Annotated in this window: 17 protein-coding genes and 1 tRNA gene; 4 read left to right on the forward strand and 14 right to left on the reverse strand. The window is 34.6% G+C overall.

The features are described from left to right. Window positions 1–123 precede the first annotated feature (123 nt). The 8 genes from AX016_RS01380 to AX016_RS01415 are packed head-to-tail and all read right to left on the reverse strand — an operon-like array spanning window position 124 to window position 11,785. Window positions 124–1,929 carry a cytochrome c oxidase subunit I gene (locus tag AX016_RS01380; RefSeq protein ID WP_100893895.1) on the reverse strand — a complete coding sequence of 602 codons (1,806 nt, stop codon included), beginning with the start codon at window positions 1,927–1,929 and terminating at the stop codon, window positions 124–126. 46 nt (window positions 1,930–1,975) lie between these two features. Beyond that, window positions 1,976–3,043 (reverse strand): cytochrome c oxidase subunit II, encoded by a 1,068-nt coding sequence (locus AX016_RS01385; RefSeq protein ID WP_100893896.1) that lies wholly within the window; start codon window positions 3,041–3,043, stop codon window positions 1,976–1,978. Window positions 3,044–3,079: 36 nt separating this feature from the next. Continuing rightward, on the reverse strand, window positions 3,080–4,405 hold the full coding sequence (locus tag AX016_RS01390) for a quinol:cytochrome C oxidoreductase (protein ID WP_100893897.1): 1,326 nt from the start codon (window positions 4,403–4,405) through the stop codon (window positions 3,080–3,082). Window positions 4,406–4,421: 16 nt separating this feature from the next. Next, window positions 4,422–4,982 (reverse strand): c-type cytochrome, encoded by a 561-nt coding sequence (locus AX016_RS01395; RefSeq protein ID WP_100893898.1) that lies wholly within the window; start codon window positions 4,980–4,982, stop codon window positions 4,422–4,424. Between the two features lie 14 nt (window positions 4,983–4,996). Next, the gene (locus tag AX016_RS01400) at window positions 4,997–5,518 is read right to left on the reverse strand and encodes a DUF3341 domain-containing protein (RefSeq protein ID WP_013621427.1); all 522 of its coding nucleotides are present in this window, start codon (window positions 5,516–5,518) and stop codon (window positions 4,997–4,999) included. 2 nt (window positions 5,519–5,520) lie between these two features. Next, on the reverse strand, window positions 5,521–7,263 hold the full coding sequence (gene nrfD, locus AX016_RS01405) for an NrfD/PsrC family molybdoenzyme membrane anchor subunit (protein ID WP_100893899.1): 1,743 nt from the start codon (window positions 7,261–7,263) through the stop codon (window positions 5,521–5,523). A gap of 32 nt (window positions 7,264–7,295) precedes the next feature. Then, window positions 7,296–10,421, reverse strand: coding sequence for a TAT-variant-translocated molybdopterin oxidoreductase (locus tag AX016_RS01410; protein WP_100893900.1), 3,126 nt, complete (start codon window positions 10,419–10,421; stop codon window positions 7,296–7,298). Between the two features lie 35 nt (window positions 10,422–10,456). Beyond that, on the reverse strand, window positions 10,457–11,785 hold the full coding sequence (locus AX016_RS01415; RefSeq protein ID WP_100893901.1) for a cytochrome c3 family protein: 1,329 nt from the start codon (window positions 11,783–11,785) through the stop codon (window positions 10,457–10,459). Window positions 11,786–12,015: 230 nt separating this feature from the next. Between AX016_RS01415 and AX016_RS01420 the strand changes: the two genes are divergently transcribed. Together AX016_RS01420 and AX016_RS01425 are read left to right on the forward strand one after the other, a co-directional pair. Further along, on the forward strand, window positions 12,016–12,387 hold the full coding sequence (locus AX016_RS01420; RefSeq protein WP_100893902.1) for an SPOR domain-containing protein: 372 nt from the start codon (window positions 12,016–12,018) through the stop codon (window positions 12,385–12,387). Window positions 12,388–12,875: 488 nt separating this feature from the next. Next, window positions 12,876–13,244, forward strand: coding sequence for an SPOR domain-containing protein (locus tag AX016_RS01425; RefSeq protein WP_100893903.1), 369 nt, complete (start codon window positions 12,876–12,878; stop codon window positions 13,242–13,244). Between the two features lie 70 nt (window positions 13,245–13,314). Here the strand turns inward: AX016_RS01425 and infB are convergent, their stop codons facing one another. The 3 genes from infB to rimP are packed head-to-tail and all read right to left on the reverse strand — an operon-like array spanning window position 13,315 to window position 17,919. Next, on the reverse strand, window positions 13,315–16,167 hold the full coding sequence (gene infB, locus AX016_RS01430) for a translation initiation factor IF-2 (RefSeq protein ID WP_100893904.1): 2,853 nt from the start codon (window positions 16,165–16,167) through the stop codon (window positions 13,315–13,317). 41 nt (window positions 16,168–16,208) lie between these two features. Further along, entirely contained in the window at window positions 16,209–17,441 is a 1,233-nt protein-coding gene (gene nusA / locus AX016_RS01435; RefSeq protein ID WP_100893905.1) for a transcription termination factor NusA, read from the reverse strand. A gap of 13 nt (window positions 17,442–17,454) precedes the next feature. Continuing rightward, window positions 17,455–17,919 (reverse strand): ribosome assembly cofactor RimP, encoded by a 465-nt coding sequence (gene rimP, locus AX016_RS01440; RefSeq protein WP_100893906.1) that lies wholly within the window; start codon window positions 17,917–17,919, stop codon window positions 17,455–17,457. A 200-nt stretch (window positions 17,920–18,119) separates the two neighbouring features. On the opposite strand from rimP, the gene AX016_RS01445 reads away from it, so the two are divergent. After that, entirely contained in the window at window positions 18,120–19,469 is a 1,350-nt protein-coding gene (locus AX016_RS01445) for a cation:proton antiporter domain-containing protein (RefSeq protein ID WP_100893907.1), read from the forward strand. A gap of 47 nt (window positions 19,470–19,516) precedes the next feature. On the opposite strand, the gene AX016_RS01450 is transcribed toward AX016_RS01445, so the two are convergent. Next, window positions 19,517–19,591, reverse strand: a tRNA-Gln gene (locus AX016_RS01450). A 155-nt stretch (window positions 19,592–19,746) separates the two neighbouring features. Here AX016_RS01450 and AX016_RS01455 point away from each other — a divergent pair. Beyond that, window positions 19,747–23,100 carry a glycosyltransferase family 117 protein gene (locus AX016_RS01455; protein ID WP_100893908.1) on the forward strand — a complete coding sequence of 1,118 codons (3,354 nt, stop codon included), beginning with the start codon at window positions 19,747–19,749 and terminating at the stop codon, window positions 23,098–23,100. 68 nt (window positions 23,101–23,168) lie between these two features. Here the strand turns inward: AX016_RS01455 and AX016_RS01460 are convergent, their stop codons facing one another. Then, a complete protein-coding gene (locus AX016_RS01460; protein WP_100893909.1) occupies window positions 23,169–23,465 on the reverse strand; it encodes a thioredoxin family protein in 297 nt (98 codons plus the stop codon). A 91-nt stretch (window positions 23,466–23,556) separates the two neighbouring features. Beyond that, window positions 23,557–24,783: a metallophosphoesterase gene (locus AX016_RS01465; RefSeq protein ID WP_100893910.1), complete on the reverse strand. Its 1,227-nt coding sequence runs from the start codon at window positions 24,781–24,783 to the stop codon at window positions 23,557–23,559. Between the last annotated feature and the right edge of the window lie 17 nt (window positions 24,784–24,800).

A 24,800-nucleotide genomic window follows, 5' to 3' on the forward strand; every position in this document is an offset into this window, starting at 1 on the left:
TTGTGTTTGTTGTTAAACAAGATACTAAAATACAGCTTAACTATATATTATTGCCAAGAATGATGCCAAAAAAAAAGCCTTTTAAAATAAATTTTAAAAGGCCTTATATAATTTTTATGAAGTCTAGTGAGTAAGTTCTTCTTCACCAGCTTGAAGAGGTACTACTTGAGGAACATAATCTTGTCCTGGTATTACATATTCTCCGTTTTCATTTGTTTTACTATAATCATATGCCCATCTGTGAACTTCAGGAATAGCACCTGGCCAGTTACCGTGAACATGCTCTACAGGAGTTGTCCACTCTAAAGTAGTAGCTTTCCAAGGGTTTTGCTCTGCCTTTTTACCGTAGAAAATACTATAGATAAAGTTACCAACAAAGACCAACTGAGTAGCTCCGGCTATTAAAGCAAATACTGTTATTAAGATGTTAACATCAGTAAGCTCATCAAACATTGGGAATGCTGTATTTTCATAATAACGTCTTGGTACACCAGCCATACCTACAAAGTGCATTGGAAAGAAAACACCGTAAGCACAAATAGCAGTGATCCAGAAATGAACATAACCTAAGTTTTTATTCATCATCTTACCAAACATTTTTGGGAACCAGTGATATACACCAGCCAATAAACCATATAAAGCAGATATACCCATTACTAAGTGGAAGTGAGCTACCACAAAGTAAGTATCATGAACGTTAATATCTAATGTACTATCTCCTAAAATAATACCAGTTAAACCACCAGTAATAAATGTAGAAACAAATCCGATTGAAAATAACATTGCAACATTCATTTGCAAGTTACCTTTCCAGATTGTTGTAATCCAGTTAAATGCTTTTACAGCAGATGGTATTGCAATTAATAAAGTTGTAAATGTAAATACAGAACCTAAGAAAGGATTCATACCTGAAATAAACATATGGTGACCCCATACAATTGTAGATAAGAATGCAATTGCAATAATTGACATAATCATTGCTCTGTAACCAAAAATTGGTTTACGAGCATTTGTTGCCATAACATCAGATACAATACCCATTGCTGGTAAAATTACAATGTATACCTCTGGGTGTCCTAGGAACCAAAATAAGTGTTCGTATAATACAGGTGATCCACCTTGATAGTGTAATACCTCTCCTTGTATAAATATATCTGATAAGAAGAATGATGTTCCAAAACTTCTATCCATAATTAACAACAATGCCGCTGAAAATAAAACCGGGAAAGAAACAACACCAATTATAGCAGTAACAAATAATGCCCAAGTTGTTAAAGGTAATCTTGTCATAGACATACCTTTTGTTCTTAAGTTAATAACTGTTACAATATAGTTTAATGATCCTAATAAAGATGATGCTATAAATATAGCCATAGATACTAACCACAATGTCATACCTGCGCCAGAACCCGATTGAGCCATAGGTAATGCAGACAAAGGAGGGTAGATTGTCCAACCTGCCGCTGCTGGTCCTGACTCTACAAAAAGAGAACAAACCATTATAACTGCAGATGTAAAAAATAACCAATAAGAGATCATATTTAACAATCCTGAAGCCATATCTCTAGCTCCAATTTGCAATGGAATAAGTAAGTTACTAAATGTCCCACTTAAACCTGCTGTAAGTACAAAGAAAACCATTATAGTTCCGTGCATAGTTACCAATGCTAAATACACATCAGCATCCATAACACCACCTGGTGCCCATTTACCTAATACAGCTTCAAATAAAGGAAAAGATTCACCCGGCCAAGCCAATTGCATTCTAAATAACAATGACATTGCTATACCAATGAAACCCATAATTAAACCAGTAATTAAATACTGCTTTGCAATCATCTTATGATCCATACTAAATATATATTTAGTAATGAAGGTTTCTTTGTGATGATGTCCGTGATCGTCGTCGTGTTCGTGTGTTCCTGACATAATCAGATATTCTATTTTTGTTAGTTAACTTAGTTTCTTAAATCAATTATTTTACAGCAACTCCTGTAGCGGTTTCACCACCAAAAGTTTTCTGAGAAGCCATCCATTTGTCGTACTCCTCTTGAGTTTCAACAATTATCTTCATTTGCATATTGTAGTGAGATTTACCACAAATTTTATTACAAAGTAAAATATAATCGTACTCCCAAGGATCACTATTTGGCTCTCCTGCTGCAGCTTTTTTAGCTCTAATCTTATTAGCTCTTTTCACCTTATCAATTACATCAGGATCCTGACGCATTTCTGCTGTAGTTTTTATAGGTGTAAAAGAGAATTGAGTAATCATACCTGGTACACAATTCATTTGCGCTCTAAAGTGAGGCATATAAGCTGAGTGTAATACATCTTGAGAACGCATATGGAAATTAACTTTTCTTCCCACTGGTAAATGTAATTCTTTAACAATTACATCATCAGCTCCATTAGGATCTGACTCATCTACACCAAGAATATTAGCCTTATCAATATCAATCATTCTAACGTTTGCCTCACCTAATACATTATCTGCACCACCGTATCTAGCTGTCCAGTTAAATTGTTGTGCATAAAGCTCTACAATTAATGGATCGTCCTCATCATTAATATCCATTATATTAGTCCACGTGTATAATCCCCAAAGGATTAATCCAGCTAAAACTATTACTGGAATAATTGTCCAAATAAATTCTAGTTTATGGTTATCAGCATAAAACAATGCCTTTTTACCTTTTTCACCACGATATTTATAAGCAAAATAGTGTAATAAAAATTGAGTTATTGTTTGTACAATAAATATAATAAGCATTGAAACAAACATCAAGCTATCATACTCAGCTCCATGAGCAGAACCTGCTTCTGGCAACAATACTTTTGTATACTTGTAAAAGCTAAAGATTGTTATACCGTAAATAAATACCAAGAAAGCAAACATTAGATAACCGTTAACTTTGTTATCGTTATCAGTTGCTGTTTCATTTTTAGCCGCTCTAAGTTGCGACAATTCAAAAATTTTGGTCATTTGCCAAATTGCTATGGCTACTAAGACTAAAACCGTTATAGTTAAAACTGTAATCATTGTATGATTTATTTTATGCTGTTGTAAACTTCCTTATTAATAATGAAAATGCTTGCTCTCTCCAATAAATGGATTTCTCTTTGGCTGTAATGGAGCTGTTGTTAAAGCTCTAAAAACAACAAAAATAAACAGACCGGCAAAGAATAAAACAGAACATATTTCTGACAATCCTATAGACCATTGATCTCCTACTGTTGCAGGCATAATCATATTAAATATATCTAAGTAGTGACCCGCTAGTATAACTACACCTGCCATAATAACAAACCAGTTAACTCTTTTGTAATCACTATTCATTAACAATAATAATGGAAACAAGAAGTTCATAGCTACCATTCCAAAAAATGGCAAGTTATAATCTTGTATTCTTGTTACATAGTATGTAACCTCTTCAGGTATGTTAGCGTACCATATAAGCATAAACTGAGCAAACCATAAGTAGGTCCAGAAAATACTAATACCAAACATAAACTTGGCTAAATCATGAATATGACTATCGTTTACATCTTCTAAAAGACCCTTAGACTTTAAGTATATTGTTACCATTGCTATAACTGTAATACCAGACACAAACATACTAGCAAACACATACCAACCAAACAGAGTACTAAACCAGTGTGGATCTACACTCATTATCCAATCCCAAGACATCATAGACTCAGATACCAAGTAAAATACTAGGAAACCTGCAGACCATCTAAAGTTTTTAACAAAGTTAGTATTATCATCAGCAGCATCTTGTGCTAAAGATAATTTACGAGATATTGTTCTATAAGCAATCCATCCTCCTAAGAAAATAGCAGCTCTTATTAAAAAGAAAGTTCCATTTAAGTAACCCGCTTTACCCTGCAATAATTTATCGTGTGCTACAACATCTGCATCCATCCAAACAAATAAATGGTTCATATGCGCTACAGAAGCAAGTAATATTACAAAAACAATAATACCTCCTGGTGCCAAGTAAGCCGTTATACCTTCCATTACTCTAAATAATAAAGGAGACCAACCTGCCTGTGCTGCTCTTTGTATTGCATAAAATGCTAATACACCTAATGCTATCATAAAGAAAAAGAAAGCAGCAACATACAATGCAGCCCAAGGTTTGTTTTGCAATTGATGTAATAAATGCTCATCATGACTACTATCATGACCTTCTGCGTGAGCAGAATTGCCATGAGCATCTGATTTATGGTCTTCTGCAGCAACTTCATGATCTCCGTGACCACTAGTATGGCTAGCTACAATTTCTTTAGCATCTTCTACTGTGCTAGGCATAGAGATAAAGCCTATTGCAATACCTATAGCACCAACAGCCATTAATATAAAAGAAGCTATTTTTAGTCTGTTTGAAAAAGTGTACATATTCTTAATCTATGTATTATTTAGTTAAGTCTTGTTTCAATTGCATTACGTATTCCGCAACTTGCCAACGTTCATCGTGATTAAGTTGATTAGCGTAAGAACCCATCGAATTTAATCCGTAATAAATAGTATGGTAAGTGCTACCTACTGTAATATTTCTTCCTGCATCTGCATAATTAGGAACACCTAATATTTTCTCTCTCTTCACTAAATTCCCTTGACCATCACCCTTATTACCGTGACAAATTGCACAGTTAATAGCATACAACTCTTTACCTTTAGTTAAATTAACTTCTGTTTTTAAAGAGTCTAATGGGCTAGCCTGCAAACGAGCTAATTCTTTACCTTCAATATCATTAGCAAACTCATAAGGCATATGACCTCTAGATATAGTGTTTTCTACTGGCAAACCAGCTTCCATACCGCTAGGTAAAAAATCTACTTTTTGGTACGTTTCATAACCTACTGCCTCGTACATATTAGGCATATATTGGTAATTAGGACTGTTCTTATCTGCACAAGATGCCATAAGAAGAGCTATTCCTAAAACCAAACCTATATTTTTAAATATCTTCATAACTGTTATTAAGACTATTTTTCTGAAATATTAATTTCTACTGCTCCTGTGTCTGCTAACAAAGATTTTAATTCTTCTTCATTATCATGAATTTCTATTTCCATTAAAAATAGATCATCTGTTGTTCTTACATCTGGATTTTCAGCTTGTTTAAAAGGCCACAATTTACTTCTCATGTAAAAAGTTATAACCATTAAGTGAGCTGCAAAAAACACAGTAAGTTCAAACATAATTGGAACAAAGGCCGGCATATTTTCTAGGTAACTAAAACTAGGTTTACCACCAATATCCTGAGGCCAATCTTCTATCATGATGTAATTCATCATAAGAGTTGCTATTGTAATACCTATACAACCATAAATAAAAGCAGTTATGGCTATTCTAGTAGGAGCAAGCCCCATAGCTTTGTCTAACCCGTGAACAGGAAAAGGACAATATACCTCTTCTATATGATGCTTAGCTGCTTTTACTTTCTTAACAGCGAGCATCAATATATCATCATCATTATAAAATGCGTGAATAACTTTAGATGCCATAATTATTTATTGTTATTTAAGTTCTTGGCTTGTCCAGCCCAATCATCTCTTTGTGCTCTTCCTGGGAAAGATCCTGTAATAGAATCTAATAGATCATACTCTTTCTGTGTCATTTTACTAACCTGAGCAAAACTATATATCCCAATCTGGTTTAATGTTTGTTCCATTTGCGGACCAATACCTTTAACTTGCTTTAAGTCATCTGGTGTATCAGTAGCAACATCAAACTTACCTAAAGAACTTAATAAGTCCGAAACCTTTTCTTCCTCATTACCAACTACCACCTCTTCTTTTGCTTCTACAGGTGTAGCTGCAACAGTATTAGTATAAATTGTTTTTTCTGGCATAGTATACATAGGTTTACCTGCATCTCTTAACTTCTTGTACTTACTACCAGAAGCTTTCAAAATAGATTTTACTTCTGCCTGCGCTATTACAGGGAATGTTCTAGAATACAACAAGAACAACACAAAGAAGAAACCTATTGTACCAATAAATATACCTATATCTACAAATGTAGGAGAGAACATTGTCCATGAAGATGGTAAATAATCTCTATGTAATGATGTTACAATAATAACAAAACGCTCAAACCACATTCCTATGTTTACTACAATAGAAATAGCAAAAGAGAACATAATACTAGTACGCAATCTCTTAGACCACATAAATTGCGGAGAGAAAACATTACAAGACATCATTGCCCAGTATGCCCAAGCGTAAGGTCCTGTTGCTCTGTTTAAGAAAGCGTATTGCTCGTATTCTACACCAGAATACCAAGCCATAAACAACTCTGTAATATATGCACAACCAACTATAGAACCAGTAATCATAATTACAATGTTCATTAACTCTATATGCTGTACTGTAATATACGCTTCTAAGCTACACACTTTTCTCATAATAATAAGAAGCGTGTTTACCATTGCAAATCCTGAGAAAATTGCACCTGCCACAAAATATGGAGGAAAAATTGTTGTATGCCATCCTGGTATAACCGAAGTGGCAAAATCAAAAGATACAATAGTATGTACAGAAAGTACAAGTGGAGTTGCCAAACCTGCTAACACAAGAGAAACCTCTTCAAAACGCTGCCAATCCTTTGCTCTACCCGTCCAACCAAAACTTACTAAACTGTATATTTTCTTTTGAAACGGCTTAACAGCTCTATCACGTAACATTGCAAAATCTGGTAAAAGACCAGTCCACCAGAAAACTAATGATACTGATAAGTAAGTAGAAATTGCAAATACATCCCATAATAATGGTGAGTTAAAGTTTACCCATAAAGAACCAAATTGGTTAGGAATAGGTAATACCCAATACGCCAACCAAGGACGCCCCATGTGTATTATTGGAAACAAACCTGCCTGCACTACAGAGAAAATTGTCATTGCCTCTGCAGAACGGTTAATAGCCATTCTCCATTTTTGTCTAAACAGCAATAGTACTGCAGAAATCAATGTTCCCGCATGCCCAATACCTACCCACCATACAAAGTTGGTAATATCCCAGGCCCAGCCTACTGTTTTATTTAATCCCCAAGTACCGATACCTGTAGATACTGTGTATATTATACAACCAACTCCCCAAAGGAATGCTATTAATGCAATAGAGAAAACAATCCACCACTGTTTGTTTGCTTTCCCTTCTACAGGAGCAGCAATATCCACAGTTACATCGTGGTATCCTTTATCTCCAATTACTAGGGGTTTTCGTATAGGTGCTTCGTAATGCGACGCCATAATTTATGTTCTAGTTACGTTCCGTTAATTAATTATGATTCTTGTGTATTTCTCACTTTAACATGATAGAAAACATTTGGTTTTGTACCAATGTGCTCTAATAAATGATACATACGGTTACTTTCTTTTAATTCAGCAACCTCACTTTCTTTATCATTTACATCTCCAAATACCATTGCACCACTACTACATGCAGCAGAACAAGCCGTTTGAAACTCACTATCTTTTACTGTGCGTCCGTCTCTCTTAGCATCCAAAATAGACTTTTGAGTCATTTGAATACACATAGAGCATTTCTCCATTACTCCACGAGAACGAACATTTACATCTGGATTAATTACCATTTTTCCTAAATCATTATTCATATGGTAATTAAACTCGTCATTGTTGTTATACAAGAACCAGTTAAAACGACGTACTTTATACGGACAGTTGTTTGCACAATATCTTGTACCAACACATCTATTATACGCCATATGGTTTTGACCTTGTCTACTGTGAGATGTTGCAGCAACAGGACAAACTGTTTCACATGGAGCGTGATTACAGTGTTGACACATTACTGGCTGAAAAGCTACTTGAGGATTAGCAGAAGGATCTTCCAACTCACCAAATCCACTTAAAGAACCTTTATCTCCAGTTAAACCATCAAATTCATCTTTCTTAACATTATCTCCTTCAAAAGTATCTTCAGAAGAATAATATCTATCTATACGCAACCAGTGCATATCCCTAGACTTACGCACTTCATCTTTACCAACAACAGGCACATTATTTTCAGCGTGACAAGCTATAACACAAGCCCCACAACCAGTACATGCGTTTAAATCTATTGATAAATTAAAGTGATGACCAACAGAACGATCAAAATCATCCCAAAGACTAACTGAAACAGCATCTACTTCGTTATGATTTAAAGATACCTGAGGAACTGGATTCCATTCTGCGTGATCTTTAGTATTAAAAATTTCTAATGTAGTTTCTTTGATAATATCACCTCTACCCATTAATGTCTTATGAAGCTGCACACAAGCAAACTCATGCATACCTTCTGCTTTAGACACAGATACAGATTGATTAGAAACACCTCCTTGATATAATGCATACGCATTAACACCAGTTTGCATTTCTGCTTGTAAACCAGATTTTCTTCCGTAACCAAAAGAAAGCCCAACAGAACCTGGCGCTTGACCTGGCTGAATAATTACTGGAACCTCTTTTAACTCAACATCTCCCACTTTAAGGTTTACCTTACTACCATCTAAACCACCGTTAGCCACATGATCATTAACAAGACCTAACTTTTCAGCATCAGCTTTAGATACAGTAACATAATTATCCCAAGATACTCTAGTAATTGGATCTGGAAACTCTTGCAACCATGGATTATTAGCCTGCTGACCATCTCCCATACCCACCTTAGAGTAAAAAGCTAACTCCATACCAGATGAAGATGCCTTAGATAACTTAGAAGCCGCCATAGATAAATCTACTAGAGATGACACTATCGACTCTTCTTCAGAAACAACTGAAGCAACAGTTTCCTCAACAACATCTACAATAGTCGCAGGTGCTTTATAAACACCATCATGTAACGCCTGATTCCACTTTCCGTCTCCTAACACAGAAGAACTCCAAGTTTCCTTAATATAATCATAATACGTCTTATCAGATCCCATCCAAACTAGCAACGATGATTGGAATTGACGCGTATCAAAAATCTCTTTAATTGTTGGCTGTATTAATGCATAATGTCCTTTTTTAATTTGAACATCACCCCAAGACTCTAAGTAATTAGGAGCAGCAGCAGCATAAGTAGAAACAGCTACAGTCTCATTATTACTTTGTGAAAAAGCAACAGACAAATCTACCTTAGACAATGCATCTGTAAACTCAGCCGAATTTGGCATTGTATAAGCAGGGTTTACGCCATCCATAATAAGCAGACCCACCTTACCGGCTTTCATATCTACCATTAATTCAGCAACAGCCTTAACACTACCTTGTCTTACATATTTTGGTGCCTTAGCATCAAAAGCAACACTAGACTGCTTTTCATTAATTGCCAACACAATCGCTTGAGCATCTTTATCATCTAAACCTGTTACAACAACAGCTTTACCTTTAGCCTTTTTAAACTCTTCTGCAGTAGCTAAAACAGCTTTTTCTACAGCAGCAGGCAACTCACCACCTACAGACACATTCATTACTTTAGCGTAAAATTTAGCTAAAGCAATTTTCTGCTGTGTAGGAGTCAACAACACTCTTTTATCTGCATTAGCACCAGTTAACGACATATTTGCCTCAAACTGAATGTGCCTTGACATTTTTCCATTTTTTGGAACACGACCAGCAGAATACCCACTATCATATCCACCACCTTGCCAATCACCAAGAAAATCTGCTCCAAAAGAAACAATCAACTCAGCTTTCTCAAAGTTATAATCAGCTAATGCTCTTTCACCATACTTTTCCTCAAAAGCATTTAATGCAGCATCAGCAGAAATAGCATCATAAGTAACATGATTTACATTTTCACCGTAAACCTCCTTAAACTCAGCAATCAATCTAGAAGTAGATGGACTAGCGTAAGTTTGCGTTAATAATGCAATTTGCTTACCAGAACCCTTCAACGCAGTTAATTTTGACTTAACCACACCATCTAAAGCAGACCACTCAACAGCCCCCCCTTTAGATACAGGACCCTGCAATCTCTTACTATCATATAATGACAAAACAGAAGCTTGCACACGAGCATTTGCGGACCCGTTTACTTTAGCATCTGTATTATTTTCAATTTTTATTGGCCTACCCTCTCGAGTTTTTACCAAAACACTTGCAAAGTCAAAACCATCTGCTATTGTTGTTGCATAATAATTAGCAACACCAGGTATAATTTGATCTGGCTGAACAACATAAGGTATTGATTTTACAACCGGCCCTTCACAAGCAGCCATTGTTGCAGCAGCAGTACTAAAACCTACATACTTTAAGAAATCCCTTCTATTAGTAGAACTTGCTGCTAAACCTTCCTTATCACCTAAGAAATCTTCAACAGGTATCTCCTGAACAAATTCGTTCTGTTTTAGCGCCTCAACAATGGAATCGTTAGGATTTAACTCCGCTTCGCTTTTCCAATATTTTTTGTTTGATGACATACGATATATCTGAAATTATCTTCTTTTACAATCAATTAATAGTGACACTTACCACATTCTAAACCACCTTGCATAGCAGCCGTAAGCTTCCCTACACCATACTTTTTAGAAAGCTCTTCATGAATTTTATCATAATAAGCATTACCTTCCATTTTCACATTTGTTTCTCTATGACAGTTAATACACCACCCCATAGTTAATGGAGCATGCTGACTAACAACTTCCATCTCCTCAATTGGACCGTGACATGTCTGACACTCAACTCCAGCAACACTTACGTGCTGAGAGTGATTAAAGTAAACAAAATCTGGTAAATTATGTATTCTAACCCATTCTACAGGCTTAGACTCACCAGTATATTTTTGACCTTCTTCATCCCAACCAACAGCAGCATAAAGTTTTTTAATCTCCTTAGTATAGAACTCATTTGTATAACCATTTTCAATATCAGACTGAGAAGGACCCTCTGGATTACCCTTGTACTCATATATCGATTTATGACAATTCATACAAACATTCAAAGATGGAATACCCGAAGTCTTAGAAACCCTAGCAGAAGAATGACAATACTTACAATCTACCTTATTATCTCCAGCATGAACTTTATGAGAAAAATGAATTGGCTGAACTGGCTCGTAACCCTGATCTATACCCACTTGCATAAAGTAACCATATACAAAGTAAGCACTAGTTAACAACAAGAATACAACAGAAACCAAAACCAAAAACTGGTTTTGAACAAACGCTTTCCAAATAGGAATTCGTTTTTCAGCTCTTTCTCTCTCAACATCAATACCATTAGCTTTAGCAATGTTACGCAAAGTCTTATTAACCATAAATAACATAGCAACCAACAACGCAAAAACCAAAGCCAACGCTCCTAAGATAATCTCATTAGAAACCCCACTAGAGGAACCACCTGATACATCACCTGAAACAGGAACAGCAGCACTAGCAGCAGGCTTTTCTTCTACTGCAGCTGTATAAGCCAAGATATTATCAATATCTCCATTACTTAATGTAGGAAAAGCAGTCATTGCAGTATTGTTATACTCTGCAAAAATCTTATTAGCATAAGAGTCCCCAGACTTAATAACACCTGAACTATTTTTAACCCACGCATAAATCCACTCACGATCCAAACCTTCTTCCTCTAAACGAGACTCCACATTCCTTAAAGCAGGACCAGTTCCTTTTCTATCCAAAGAGTGGCATGATGCACAATTTTGATTAAAGATCTGTTTCCCCTTTGCAGGATCAGCATTTTCTGATTGAGAAAATAGGGATACTGAAAATAGCATTGCAGCTATCAGATTGACACCCAAAAATTTAGAAAGTTGATTACGGTATAAAACCTTTTTCATATTTAAAATATTTCTATCGAAATCCTGGCACGATAATTACTATATAACAGGCACACGCCCTATATCGCTTCTTAAATTGAACGCAAAAATACGACATAGACTTAAATTTGGAAATGTTAAGGGATTGATAATTTATAATTTATAATTGTTCTAAATAATATTTATGCGTTATGTTTGATTTATAATAATTTACATTTGCATAAGCTTATTAATATTAACACGCACAACTAATGAAAACACTTTATACAAGCATAATATGTCTTACCCTAAGCACTTTTTGTTTTGCTCAAGAAGGAGACATTACTATAAAGCAAGACAAAAGCCTTGAGAAGCTTTTAGATTTATACACTGAAAGCAATAAAACATCAAAATACTACACTATACAAATACATTCTAGTCAAAGCCCCAGTAAAGCTAACAGCAAAAAAAGTGAAGTACAAGAAAGCTTTACAAACTGGTTTTCAGAAATTAGTTTTGACCAACCAAATTACAAGGTGAGAATAGGAAAATTTAACACAAAATTTGAAGCTCAACAAAAACTAATAGAAGTACACAAAAAGTATCCTAACGCATTTTTAATTGCAGACCAAAAGGAAAAATAATCTATACAAACACAATTAAAAGAGCGATCCAGAAATGGGTCGCTCTTTTTTTTATAACCTAATTGAACAAATTAAAAACTTACTTATATAAAACGAAATCACAAATTCAATGTTAAGCAAATAAAGACACCACACACCAATATTACACCTGAGTTTTTTTTTACATATCCAACCCAACCAACAAGAAAACACCAACAGCAAGCAACATAAGAATCTTAAAAAATAACCTATAAACACAGAAAGAGAGAGAAAGAGAGAGAGAGTAACAAATAAAATTGCAAAATAAACACCGGAAGCCCCAACAATAAGTTTTACCACACAGCTTACTAAGACACAACACAAACGAATACCATTTTAATAGCTAACCAGTAAGAAAAATAAAAAAACACAATCTAAAGCCGAACCACCTATTATACACCGATAAATAGACAACATTTTTATGCAACAAAATAAAACACTAATTTTATAAGAAACAAAACCCAATACATATGAAAACAACAAAGATCTACATCAGTCTATTTTTTCTGACTTTTTTCTCTACACTATGTTTTGCACAAGAAAGCGAAATATCAATAAACGAAGAAGAAAACAAAACAACAACAGTTAACCAAAACACATTACTAGCCCCTCCCTTTGCCATACAAATACACCAAAGCACAAACATAGCCGAAGCGAATAAAATAAAATCTGAAGCAAAAAGGAATTTCCCAGGAATGAGCACTAAGCTAAAAAGCAACCAAAACATACACAGCATTACGCTTGGCAATTTCAACAACATAAGGGAAGCCAACCAGAAGCTAAAGACAGTTAAAACAAAATACCCTTCAGCAGTATTAATATCTAATCAAAAGGAATAAATACTAGATTAACATAAAACAAAAAAGCGACTCATTTCTGAGTCGCTTTTTTTATATGATTTAGAAATTATTATTTCAATTTCTTTTTAACCGCTACCTCTTGGAAAGCTTCAACTATATCACCTTCCTTAATATCATTGTAGTTTTTAACCTGAAGTCCACAATCATACCCTTTAGCAACTTCTTTAGCATCATCCTTAAATCGTTTTAAAGAAGCAAGTTCTCCTGTGTAAATTACAACACCATCACGTATTAAACGTATACCTGCATTCCTAACCAATTTACCTGTTAATACCATACAACCTGCAATTGTACCCACCTTAGATATCTTAAAGGTCTCACGTATTTCTGCAGTACCAAGTATCTCCTCTTTCATTTCTGGGGAAAGCATACCTTCCATTGCATCCTTAAGATCATTAATTGCAGCATAAATAATAGAATACATTCTAATATCTATTTCCTCTTTTTCTGCAATTGCTCTTGCATTACCCATTGGCCTTACATTAAACCCAATAATAATTGCATCTGAAGCAGAAGCTAACAATACATCTGACTCCGTAATAGGACCAACAGCTTTGTGTATAATATTTACTTGTATTTCTTCAGTAGAAAGTTTCTGGAAAGAATCTGTAAGTGCCTCAACAGAACCATCAACATCACCCTTAAGAATAATATTAAGCTCTTTAAAGTCACCTAAAGCAATACGTCTACCAATTTCATCTAAAGTAATATGACGCTGCGTACGCACAGATTGCTCTCTTTGTAATTGAGAACGCTTAGAAGCAATTTGCTTAGCCTCACGCTCATCCTCTAACACATTAAACTTATCACCTGCCTGTGGTGCACCATCTAAACCTAAAATAGATATTGGTGTAGAAGGACCAACCTCTTGAACATTATTACCACGTTCATCTTGCATTGCCTTAATTTTACCACTACAAGTACCAGCTAATACATAGTCACCTATTTTTAAAGTACCGGCTTGTACTAAAATTGTAGAAACATAACCTCTACCTTTATCCAAGAACGCCTCTACTACTGTACCTGAAGCTAACTTTTTAGGATTTGCTTTAAGCTCTAACAACTCAGCCTCCAATAAAACTTTCTCTAAAAGCTCTTTAACACCAGTTCCCTTTTTAGCTGAAATATCTTGAGACTGAATTTTTCCACCCCAATCTTCAACCAATAAGTTCATCTGCGCTAAACCTTCCTTAATTTTATCTGGATTTGCAGTAGGTCTATCTATTTTATTTATTGCAAAAATTATAGGAACTCCAGCCGCTTGTGCATGACTAATAGCTTCTTTTGTTTGAGGCATAATATCATCATCTGCCGCAACAACTATAATTGCAATATCCGTTACTTGAGCACCACGTGCACGCATTGCCGTAAAGGCCTCGTGACCTGGAGTATCCAAGAACGCTATTTTTTGTCCATTATCCAACTGAACCCCGTAAGCACCAATATGCTGTGTAATACCACCACTTTCACCAGCAATTACATTCTCTTTACGAATGTAATCCAATAAAGATGTTTTACCGTGATCTACGTGACCCATTACCGTTACAATAGGAGCTCTTTCTTTTAAATCTTCAGGAGCGTCAACCTCTTCCACAATAGATTCTTCAATCTCTGCAGCAATAAACTCAACTTCGTATCCAAACTCTTCAGCAACTATAGATAATGTCTCAGCATCTAAACGCTGATTCATCGTCACCATAATTCCTAATGACATACAAGCAGATATTATCTGAGTACTAGAAACCTCCATCATAGTAGCAACCTCACCAACAGTAACAAACTCTGTTACTTTTAAGATTTTACTTTCTGCTTCTTGCTTCTCAAGATCTTTCTCTGTCTGTTGACGGTGCTGATCTCTTTTATCTCTTCTATACTTAGCTCCTTTTCCTTTTTTAGACTTACCTTGAAGTTTCTCCAAAGTTTCTCTAACCTGCTTTTGAACTTCTTCTTCAGTAGGCTCAACTTTTACAACTGGCGCATTAAATCTACCCTTACCTGGTCCAGATTTACCCCTGTTATTTCCACCTTGTCCACCTCTATTATTACCACCTGGCTTGTTATTACTAACAATTCTCTTTCGGCGTTTTTTCTTATCACCTCCAGCACCAGCAGCATTCTTAGGAGCTTCTTTCTTTTTAGGCTTATTAAACTTAGACAAATCAATTTTTGCACCCGTAAGCTTAGGTCCAGATAATTTTTGATATTGAGTAGTTATAACCGTATTCTCCTTAGCTTCTGCCTCAGTAGTCTCAGCTGGTTTTTCCGCTTCAACTTTTGCTTTTGGCTCTTCTTTTTTAACAGGAGCAGGCTTTTTAGCTGCAGGAGCAGACTTCTTTTTACCCGCATCTAAATCTATCTTACCAACAGTTTTAGGACCCGCTAACTCAACTTTACCCGTTTTTATGGTTGTAGATTCTTTTGCCACAGGTTTTTCAACCGGCTTAGACTCTTCTTTAACCACTGGCTTTTTAGCCTGAACAGGTTTTTCTTCTTTAGGAGCTACTTTTTCCTCAACAGGAGCTGGCTTCTTTTTACCCGCATCAAGATCTATTTTACCAACAGTCTTTGGGCCAGATAATTCTGCTTTAGCCTTAACAACCTCTTGCGCAGCTGCTCTTTTCTCTCTTGCCAAACGCTTTTCTTCTTGCTCTTTTTCCAATTGCAATCTAAGCGCTTCTTTTTCTTTACGTTTTTCCTCGCCAACTTCCTTAGAAGCAACTTTCTTGCTCTTATCCGTTTGGAATTCATCCAAAAGAATTTGATGCACCTCATTGGAAATCTTAGTAGTAGGCCTTGCCTCCACCTCATGTCCTTTGGACGAAAGATGGTCTATAGCCCTATCTAAAGAAATATTTAATTCCCTGAGGACCTTATTGAGCCTTATTGTTGCATTCTCTGCCATAAACAAGTATTCGTATTCTTAAATTTTTGCTAATATATAGCTTAATCTTCTAATTCTTCTTTAAGTATGCGCACAACTTCTAAAATAGTTTCAACTTCTAAATCTGTACGCTTTGCTAAATCTTGAGAATCTTGCTCTAATACGCTTCTTGCAGTATCTAAACCAATCTTCTTAAATTCTTCTATAATCCAGCTATCAATTTCATCAGAGAACTCTGTTAACTCAACATCCTCTTCTACTCCTTCACGGAATACATCAATCTCATAACCAGTTAATTGCCCTGCCAATCTAATATTATGACCACCTCTACCAATTGCTCTTGAAACCTCATCTGGTTTTAAGTAAACTTGCGCAGTCATTTTCTCATCGTTTAACTTAACCGATGATATTTTTGCAGGACTTAATGCTCTTGTAACTAACAATTGTGGATTGCTAGTCCAGTTAACAACATCAATATTCTCATTTCCTAATTCTCTTACAATACCATGTATTCTAGAACCTTTTACACCCACACAGGCACCAACAGGATCTATACGATCATCATAAGAATCTACAGCCACTTTTGCTTTTTCTCCAGGGATACGTACTGCTTTTTTAATAGTAATTAAACCATCAAAAACCTCTGGTATCTCTTGAAAAAATAATTGCTCTAAGAATTTAGGCGATGTTCTAGACATAATAATAGAAGGCTTATTACCCTTTAGCTCTACACTTTCTATAATACCACGAACATTATCTCCTTTTCTAAAGAAATCTGAAGGTATTTGCCTGTCTTTAGGCATTACAATTTCATTCCCCTCATCATCAACAAGAATAACCGCTCTATGCCTAATATGATGCACTTCCGCTGTGTATATCTCCCCTTCTAGATCTTTAAACTGCTTATAAATAGTAGTATTATCATGCTCATGAATTTTAGCTATTAAATTTTGGCGTAATGCTAAAATTGCACGTCTTCCTAAATCTATAAGCTTCACTTCTTCAGATACATCTTCTCCTACTTCAAAATCTGGTTCAATCTTACGCGCATCTGTTAATGAAATCTCTTCATTAGGTTCTTCTACTTCACCGTCTTCTACAACAACACGATTTCTCCATATTTCTAAATCCCCTTTATCAGGATTTATAATAATATCAAAGTTATCATCAGAACCAAATTTCTTTTTCAAAGCGTTACGAAACACTTCTTCCAAAATTGCCATTAACGTTACCCTATCTATGAATTTATCATCTTTAAATTCCGAGAAAGATTCTATTAGCGCAATATTTTCCATATTGATTTATTTATTAAAATTTTAATATAACTTTTGCTTCCTTAATATCAGAAAATGAAATTTCTTCCTTTTTCTGAACAGTAACTTTACCTTTACCTACGGGCTTCTGCTCTCTTGCTTTCCACTCTAGAGTAATAGTATCTTCCGTTGCAGCAGTTAATTCTCCTTCAAAATTACGACCTTCTATTGTTTTTACCTCTAATTTTCTGCCAATATTTTTTGTATACTGCCTAGGTAAAACCAATGGCGTAGAAGCTCCCGCTGAAGCAACCTCTACAGAAAAGTCTTGCTCTTCTCTATCTAAGTTGTGATCTATAGCTCTGCTAACCGCCACACAATCTTTAAGCGTAACACCATTATCACCATCTAAAACAATATTAATTTTATGATCTGGCGTTATAGTAAAATCAATTAAAAACAATGATGGGTTTTCTTTTAAAGCCCCTTCCAACAAAGATGTAACTTGCTCTTTAAACATAACTCTTTTTACAGAAATTTTATTAAACCAAAAAAAGTATAGTTAATAAAAGAGGGGACTATTAAGTCCCCTCATGAATACAGTATATTCTTTCAGCGATGCAAATATACATATTATTTTTCACAAAATAAAGCGATCCTCACTGTTGTTTAGGTAATTATGTATATTTTTAAAAACTAAACACAAACTAATATCCAAAAATGGAAATATTATCCTCTTACAATCTTATTATTGCCGCATCGGTTATCATTATTATCTCATTTCTTTTTAACGGAATTTCTAAAAAAACTAACATTCCATCTGTATTAATGCTTATTGTTTTAGGTGTTATTTTAAAATACGTATTAGAATTTATTGGAGAAGACAGCATTAATTTTTTTCCATCACTAGAACTACTAGGTATTGTTGGACTTATTATGATTGTGCTAGAGGCAGCGCTAGAGTTAAAACTTAAAAGAGAAAAATTAGTTCCTATTTTAAAATCTATGGCCATTGCACTAGTTGGCCTTATAGCCTCTGCATATGTTGCAGCCTTAATTTTACATCAGTTTATAGACGGTATGACAATGCAATCTGCTTGGCTATACGCAACACCCTTGTCCATATTATCTAGCGCTATAATTATACCTAGTGTTAGCGGGTTGTCAGAAAATAAAAAAGAATTTCATATTTATGAGAGTACCTTCTCTGACATTATGGGAATTATGATGTTTTACTTTTTAACTGGCAATTTAAACCCAACCGAAGGAGCTGGTAATGGTGCTGCAGGTTTTGCTGGCAATATTGGCTTAACAATTGTAATATCTATAATTGCTAGTTACGCTATAATATTGGTTTTTCAGCAGATAAAATCACAAGCAAAGCAATTTTTACTAATTGCAGTACTCCTACTTTTATATGCTTTAGGCAAAAAGCTTCACCTATCATCTTTAATTATTATTTTAATATTTGGACTTATAATTGCCAACATGAACTTGTTCTTTGGCGGATTCCTATCTAAATACCTAAATAAAGAGCGAGCAGAGCAAATTTACCACGAACTACATATTATTACACTAGAAACAGCTTTTGTAGTACGTACTTTCTTCTTTGTTATTTTTGGCATCACCATCGTCATCTCTTCTTTATTTAGCATTAACGTAGCAATTACCAGTATTCTAATAATTATATCTATATATCTAATCAGATTTATAATTCTACGTGTTTTTGTTGGTAGCGATATTTTACCACAACTTTTTATTGCCCCTAGAGGATTAATTACCGTTTTATTATTTTATGCAATACCACAAGAAGCACAAATAGAAACTTTTGATTCTGGAATTTTACTTTTTGTGATAATAGGAACTAGCTTAATTATGACCGGCGCTATGATTAAAGACAAACGTAAAATGAATACCATTTTAGACGAAATTGATGAGGATATAGATGAATTAGACAAACTACATGACGAAAATGCTAATGACGATTACGAAAGCATTAACAACAATAACACAGACTTAGAACTACCTGAAGAGGACAGCACAGACAGCGAAGATCACATAAACCATTAAAAACAAAAAACCCGATATCAAGTTGATATCGGGTTTTTACTTAACAGTGGTTGGCCCACAAGGACTCGAACCTTGAATGTCGGTACCAAAAACCGGTGTGTTACCAATTACACCATGGGCCAATGTTTGTTTTGAGGGTGCAAATTTATAATAAACTTTCGTTTACACAAAACATTTTTCAAAAAATTTTCGAAACTTTGTTAAACCTTTATAAAATTTTATCTTTCATATCTCAATTTATTACTAAATTCGCCTTAATTCATAAACAAAAAACTGTATGTTCTCTAAGAATTTTAAAAAATGGGATACTATCCTTGGCTGGGTAGCTTTTTTAATAGCATTTATTACTTACTTAATAACTGTAGAACCTACAAGTAGTTTTTGGGATGCTGGTGAATACATAGCAACTTCTGCAAAATTGCAAGTTGGTCACCCACCAGGAGCACCTTTACTACAAATGATAGGTGCGTTTTTTGCCATGTTCGCAACAGACAAAACTCAAATTGCAAGTATGGTAAACTTTGTTTCTGGCGCATCTAGTGCTTTTACCATTCTGTTTATGTTTTGGTCTATTACCAATTTGGCCAAAAAAATTATACTTAAAGAAGCTAACAGCGCATTAACCAATAGCAAAGCTATTGCAATACTAGGTAGTGGCTTAGTTGGCTCTTTAGCCTTTGCTTTTTCTGATAGCTTCTGGTTTAACGCTGTAGAGACAGAAGTTTACGCAATGGCAAGTTTTATTATGGCTTTGCTTTTATGGCTAGGTCTTAAATGGGTAGATGAATTAGACCACCCAAGAGGAAACAGATGGATTATTATGATCTCTTTTGTAGTAGGCCTTACTTTTGGTATACAGTTTATGGGCTTTTTAGCCATACCAACAATAGGACTATTATTCTACTTTAAAAAATACAAAGAAACCACGGTTAAAAACTTTTTAATAGCTAACATTGCCGTTATTGCTATTTTAATGCTGGTTTACAAATTCTCTTTAACATACGTTCTAAAATTATTTGGTTGGAGTGAAGTGTTCTTCATTAATAGTATTGGACTTCCTTTTAACTCTGGCTCTATAATAATGGGTTTACTTTTTATTATTGCTTTTGCCTACGGATTAAATTATACCAGAAAAAACAACTTTAAAACAGCAAACACAATTGTTTTATGTTTAATGTTTTTATTTTTAGGTTTTTCTACATGGCTAATGTTACCAATACGTGCCAATGCAGACGTTGTTATTAATGAAAATGACCCGTCTGACGCTAGATCTCTTTTAGCCTATTACAACAGAGAACAATACCCAGGAGTAGACAGCCCTGTTTATGGAGCATATTATTCTGATGCCTTTTCTTCTGGTGGAGATAAAATAGACGGCAAGCCGAAGTACGAGCAAGATGAAAAACTAGGAAAATACATTATTGTAAACAACTACAAAGAAGCAGAACAAGGCCCAGACAAAAAACATGTTGGACTTTTACCTAGAATGTGGTCTAGAGAAAATGCAGAAAACTATATGAAATATTATGGTGGTCTAGATTTTAAAATAAAACCAAAGTATTTAGGAAATTCACAATTAAGAAGCATATGCCAAGAAGTAAAGAGTGGTCATGCTAGCGGAGAAATAGCAACAGAACAATACATTGGATTTTTAAAAGAGGTTCTAGATAAAGATTACATAGAAGTAATACCTCCAAGCATATGGGACAACATTAGATACATGATGGATTTTCAGTTTGGATATATGTACTGGCGTTACTTTATGTGGAACTTTGTTGGCAAACAAGATGATTTACAAGGTAGATACAACAACCACGGTAATTGGATTAGCGGAATAAATTTTATAGACAACTATTTAGTTGGCAGTCAAGACAACTTACCAAGTGATGTTGCAAATAACAAAGGAAGGAACACTTATTTTTTCTTACCTCTTATATTAGGTATTATTGGTATTCTTTTTCAAATCAAAAGAGATCCTAAACAATTTTGGGCATTATTGGTATTCTTTTTATTTACCGGTTTAGCCATACAGTTTTACACCAACCCAACTATATTTCAACCAAGAGAAAGAGATTACTCCCTAGTTGGTTCTTTTTATGTATTTGCAATTTGGATAGGATTAGGTGTTGCTGGCTTATATGATGAACTTAAAAAACTAACATCAGCAAAAATTATAGCTCCAATTATAACAGTTGTTTGCTTATTAGCCGTACCAACACTTATGGCTTTTCAAAACTGGGATGACCATGATAGGTCTGATAGATTTACAGCAAACAGTACCGCTAGATCATACCTAGACTCTACAGAAGAAAATGCAGGAGCTATGATATTTACTATTGGCGATAATGACACTTTTCCTCTTTGGTACTTACAAGAAATTGAAGGTTACCGCACAGACGTACGTGTTATTAACACAAGTTTATTTGCTACAGATTGGTATATAGATCAAATGAAGAAAAAGGCATACACTAGTGATCCTATTCCGTCTCAATTAACACACAACAAATACAGGTTTGGATCTAGAGATGTGGTTTACGAGCAACCTTTACCTCAATTTAAAGACAAAAGGTTAGACATTAAAGATTTTATGAACTGGATTGCGAGTGACAAACCAACAAATAAAATAAGATACATATACAAGCAGCAAGGAGCAGATCTTAGTCAGTACCCAGAAAGCTTTTTAGACTTAATATACTACCCTACTAAAAAAATACGCGTACCCGTAAACAAGAAAAATGTTTTAGAAAGTGGATTAGTTAAACCTGAAGATGCAGATCTAATAGTAGACTATATAGATATTGATTTACCTAGCGCTTTGAGCAAGAATCGTTTATTAATGTTAGATATACTTGCAAATAATGATTGGAAACGTCCAATTTATTTCTCTGGAGGTAGTTTTGATAGTGGTGAATACATTTGGATGAAAGAGTATTTACAATTAGATGGTTTAGCATACAAACTAGTACCAATTAAAACAAAAAATGCAAGTCCGTATGAAATAGGCCGTATTGATAGCGACCTAATGTACAGTATTGTTAAGAAATGGAAATGGGGTAACTCTGGTAGTCCTGACATTTACCACGACACACAAACAAGATCACAGTCTATTAGCTTTAGAGGCAACCTTGCCAGACTTACAGAACAACTTATTGAAGAAAATAAAATAGAAAAAGCAAAAGATATTATAAATATAGCTGTGACAAATATGCCTGTAGACTACTTTGGCTACTACGCCTTTGTAGAACCTTTTGTAGATGGCTACTATAAAGTAGGCGAAACTAAAAAAGCAAGAGAACTTTTTGCACAGTTAAAAACTAAGTACCAAGAAAACCTAAGCTACTACAACACCTTAGACTTGGATCAACAATATGTTAGAGAAAATGACATTTTAGGTGACCTAGAGAGCTACTTTAGACTAATAGACATACTTAAAAGAAATAACGAAACAGAACTAGCAGAGAAAGAAGAATTAATTGCCACAGAGTTCTTAACTAAATTCTCTCACCTTAACAGATCTAGAAGGCTATTAAGAGAAGAAACTCCAGAAGAGCCACCAATGACAGATCCAGATTTACCAGACTCTAATACAGTAGACACAAGCGCTACTGTATTAGACTCTATAAATAACTAACACAAGGCTAACCTTGTGTTAGCTTATATAATTAGTTAATAGTATAAATTAAATAAAAAGAGTTTATATTATAAATACTCGTTAAGTAAAGTAATAAGAGTATTTGCGTCTTGTTCGCCGCTTTGGCGCCAAACCATTTCGCCATTTTTGTAGATCATCAATGTAGGTAAGCCTTTTACTCGCAATGCTTGCGCAAGCTCCTTATTCTTATCTACATCAATCTTAATAATTTTACCTTTATCACCTAGTGCCGCAGCTACATCCCTTAAAACAGGGTGCATTTGTGATGATTGCTCATTCCATTCTGCATAGAAATCTAGCAATACAGGTACTTGTAAATCTATTAGTTCTCCAAATTTAGACATAAATAAATCTTTGGGTTGTTAATCAAAAGTAAGAAAAATTGTTAAATTATATAGTTTAGCCCATCTTTTTACAACTATTTGAGTCATAAAACTATGCCAATTCTTTCTTTTTTAGTGTAATTACAGTTATTTCTGGCCAAATACCAACTCTGCCTGGATATCCTAAAAAGCCAAAACCACGGTTAACATTTATATACTGCCCCATTTCTTTGTAAATACCAGCCCAATAGCGGTACCTCCATTTAATAGGACTCCATTTAATCCAACCAGGAATTTCAATTCCAAATTGCATACCGTGTGTGTGTCCACTTAGCGTTAAGTGGTAATGATATTCATCTTTAATAACCTCATGCTCCCAGTGAGAAGGGTCGTGGCTCATCAATATTTTAAAATCGTCTTTTGCAATATTAGCACTGGCCTTTTTTAAATCTCCTGCTTTTTTAAATCCTCCTACACCCCAGTTCTCTACTCCAACTAAGGCTATTTTATCTTCTCCTTTTTGCAAAAATCTACTATCATTTAAAAGTAAATCAAAACCTATTTCTTTTTGAGTGCTCTTTAATTTATCTAAATTTTCTTCTTTTAGCTCTTCAGAATCCCAACTAACATAATCACCATAATCATGGTTCCCTAAAACAGAGTACTTACCATCTTTAGCTTCAAGCTTAGAAAATATTGTTTTCCACGGATCCATTTCTTCTGCTGTATTATTTACCATATCCCCGGTAAACAACAAAACATCACTCTTTTGCTCATTAATTAAATCTATAGCATATTTAATTTTTTCTTCATCATCAAAACTACCACTATGTATATCAGATATTTGTGTAATTTGATATCCATCAAAAGCATCTGGCAAATCATCAAAAGCCAATTCATACTTTAGAACCTTAAAATTATACTTCCCTTTAGCCATACCATAAAGCAAAGCTCCAAAAGGTAAAGAAGCCAAACCTAAACCTATTAAACTTAAAAAACGCCTACGGCTTGGCAGCGCAAACTCTTTAGACTCTCCAAAAAACTTAGTATAAACTCCTGCTAAAAAACGTATAATATCCTCAGAAAAAAGAAAAATAATAAGTACTAAATTAAAAGCCATTACACTTAATAGAAAACCAAAAGCATAACTCATAGGAATACTAATTACTCGTCCTTCATTGCCAACACTAAATTGATAAATAAAATTAAAAACAGCCAAAAGCGACACTGAAATATATAGGTAATGAAGCCAATTAATTCTAGTAGCAGTTTTTAATGCCTGAAAAGCATAAAAACCCAAAACGGAATAAACAAGAACAAAAATAACCCAACGAAGCATAATCTATTTTTTTTGCA

The organism is Cellulophaga sp. RHA19 (assembly GCF_002813425.1).
Taxonomy (GTDB): Bacteria; Bacteroidota; Bacteroidia; order Flavobacteriales; family Flavobacteriaceae; genus Cellulophaga.

Bases quoted from the DNA above. Each gene is read 5' to 3' on its own strand.
- AX016_RS01380 (WP_100893895.1), bottom strand. From the start codon at position 1,929: ATGTCAGGAACACACGAACACGACGACGATCACGGACATCATCACAAA.
- AX016_RS01385 (WP_100893896.1), bottom strand. From the start codon at position 3,043: ATGATTACAGTTTTAACTATAACGGTTTTAGTCTTAGTAGCCATAGCA.
- AX016_RS01390 (WP_100893897.1), bottom strand. From the start codon at position 4,405: ATGTACACTTTTTCAAACAGACTAAAAATAGCTTCTTTTATATTAATG.
- AX016_RS01395 (WP_100893898.1), bottom strand. From the start codon at position 4,982: ATGAAGATATTTAAAAATATAGGTTTGGTTTTAGGAATAGCTCTTCTT.
- AX016_RS01400 (WP_013621427.1), bottom strand. From the start codon at position 5,518: ATGGCATCTAAAGTTATTCACGCATTTTATAATGATGATGATATATTG.
- nrfD (WP_100893899.1), bottom strand. From the start codon at position 7,263: ATGGCGTCGCATTACGAAGCACCTATACGAAAACCCCTAGTAATTGGA.
- AX016_RS01410 (WP_100893900.1), bottom strand. From the start codon at position 10,421: ATGTCATCAAACAAAAAATATTGGAAAAGCGAAGCGGAGTTAAATCCT.
- AX016_RS01415 (WP_100893901.1), bottom strand. From the start codon at position 11,785: ATGAAAAAGGTTTTATACCGTAATCAACTTTCTAAATTTTTGGGTGTC.
- AX016_RS01420 (WP_100893902.1), top strand. From the start codon at position 12,016: ATGAAAACACTTTATACAAGCATAATATGTCTTACCCTAAGCACTTTT.
- AX016_RS01425 (WP_100893903.1), top strand. From the start codon at position 12,876: ATGAAAACAACAAAGATCTACATCAGTCTATTTTTTCTGACTTTTTTC.
- infB (WP_100893904.1), bottom strand. From the start codon at position 16,167: ATGGCAGAGAATGCAACAATAAGGCTCAATAAGGTCCTCAGGGAATTA.
- nusA (WP_100893905.1), bottom strand. From the start codon at position 17,441: ATGGAAAATATTGCGCTAATAGAATCTTTCTCGGAATTTAAAGATGAT.
- rimP (WP_100893906.1), bottom strand. From the start codon at position 17,919: ATGTTTAAAGAGCAAGTTACATCTTTGTTGGAAGGGGCTTTAAAAGAA.
- AX016_RS01445 (WP_100893907.1), top strand. From the start codon at position 18,120: ATGGAAATATTATCCTCTTACAATCTTATTATTGCCGCATCGGTTATC.
- AX016_RS01455 (WP_100893908.1), top strand. From the start codon at position 19,747: ATGTTCTCTAAGAATTTTAAAAAATGGGATACTATCCTTGGCTGGGTA.
- AX016_RS01460 (WP_100893909.1), bottom strand. From the start codon at position 23,465: ATGTCTAAATTTGGAGAACTAATAGATTTACAAGTACCTGTATTGCTA.
- AX016_RS01465 (WP_100893910.1), bottom strand. From the start codon at position 24,783: ATGCTTCGTTGGGTTATTTTTGTTCTTGTTTATTCCGTTTTGGGTTTT.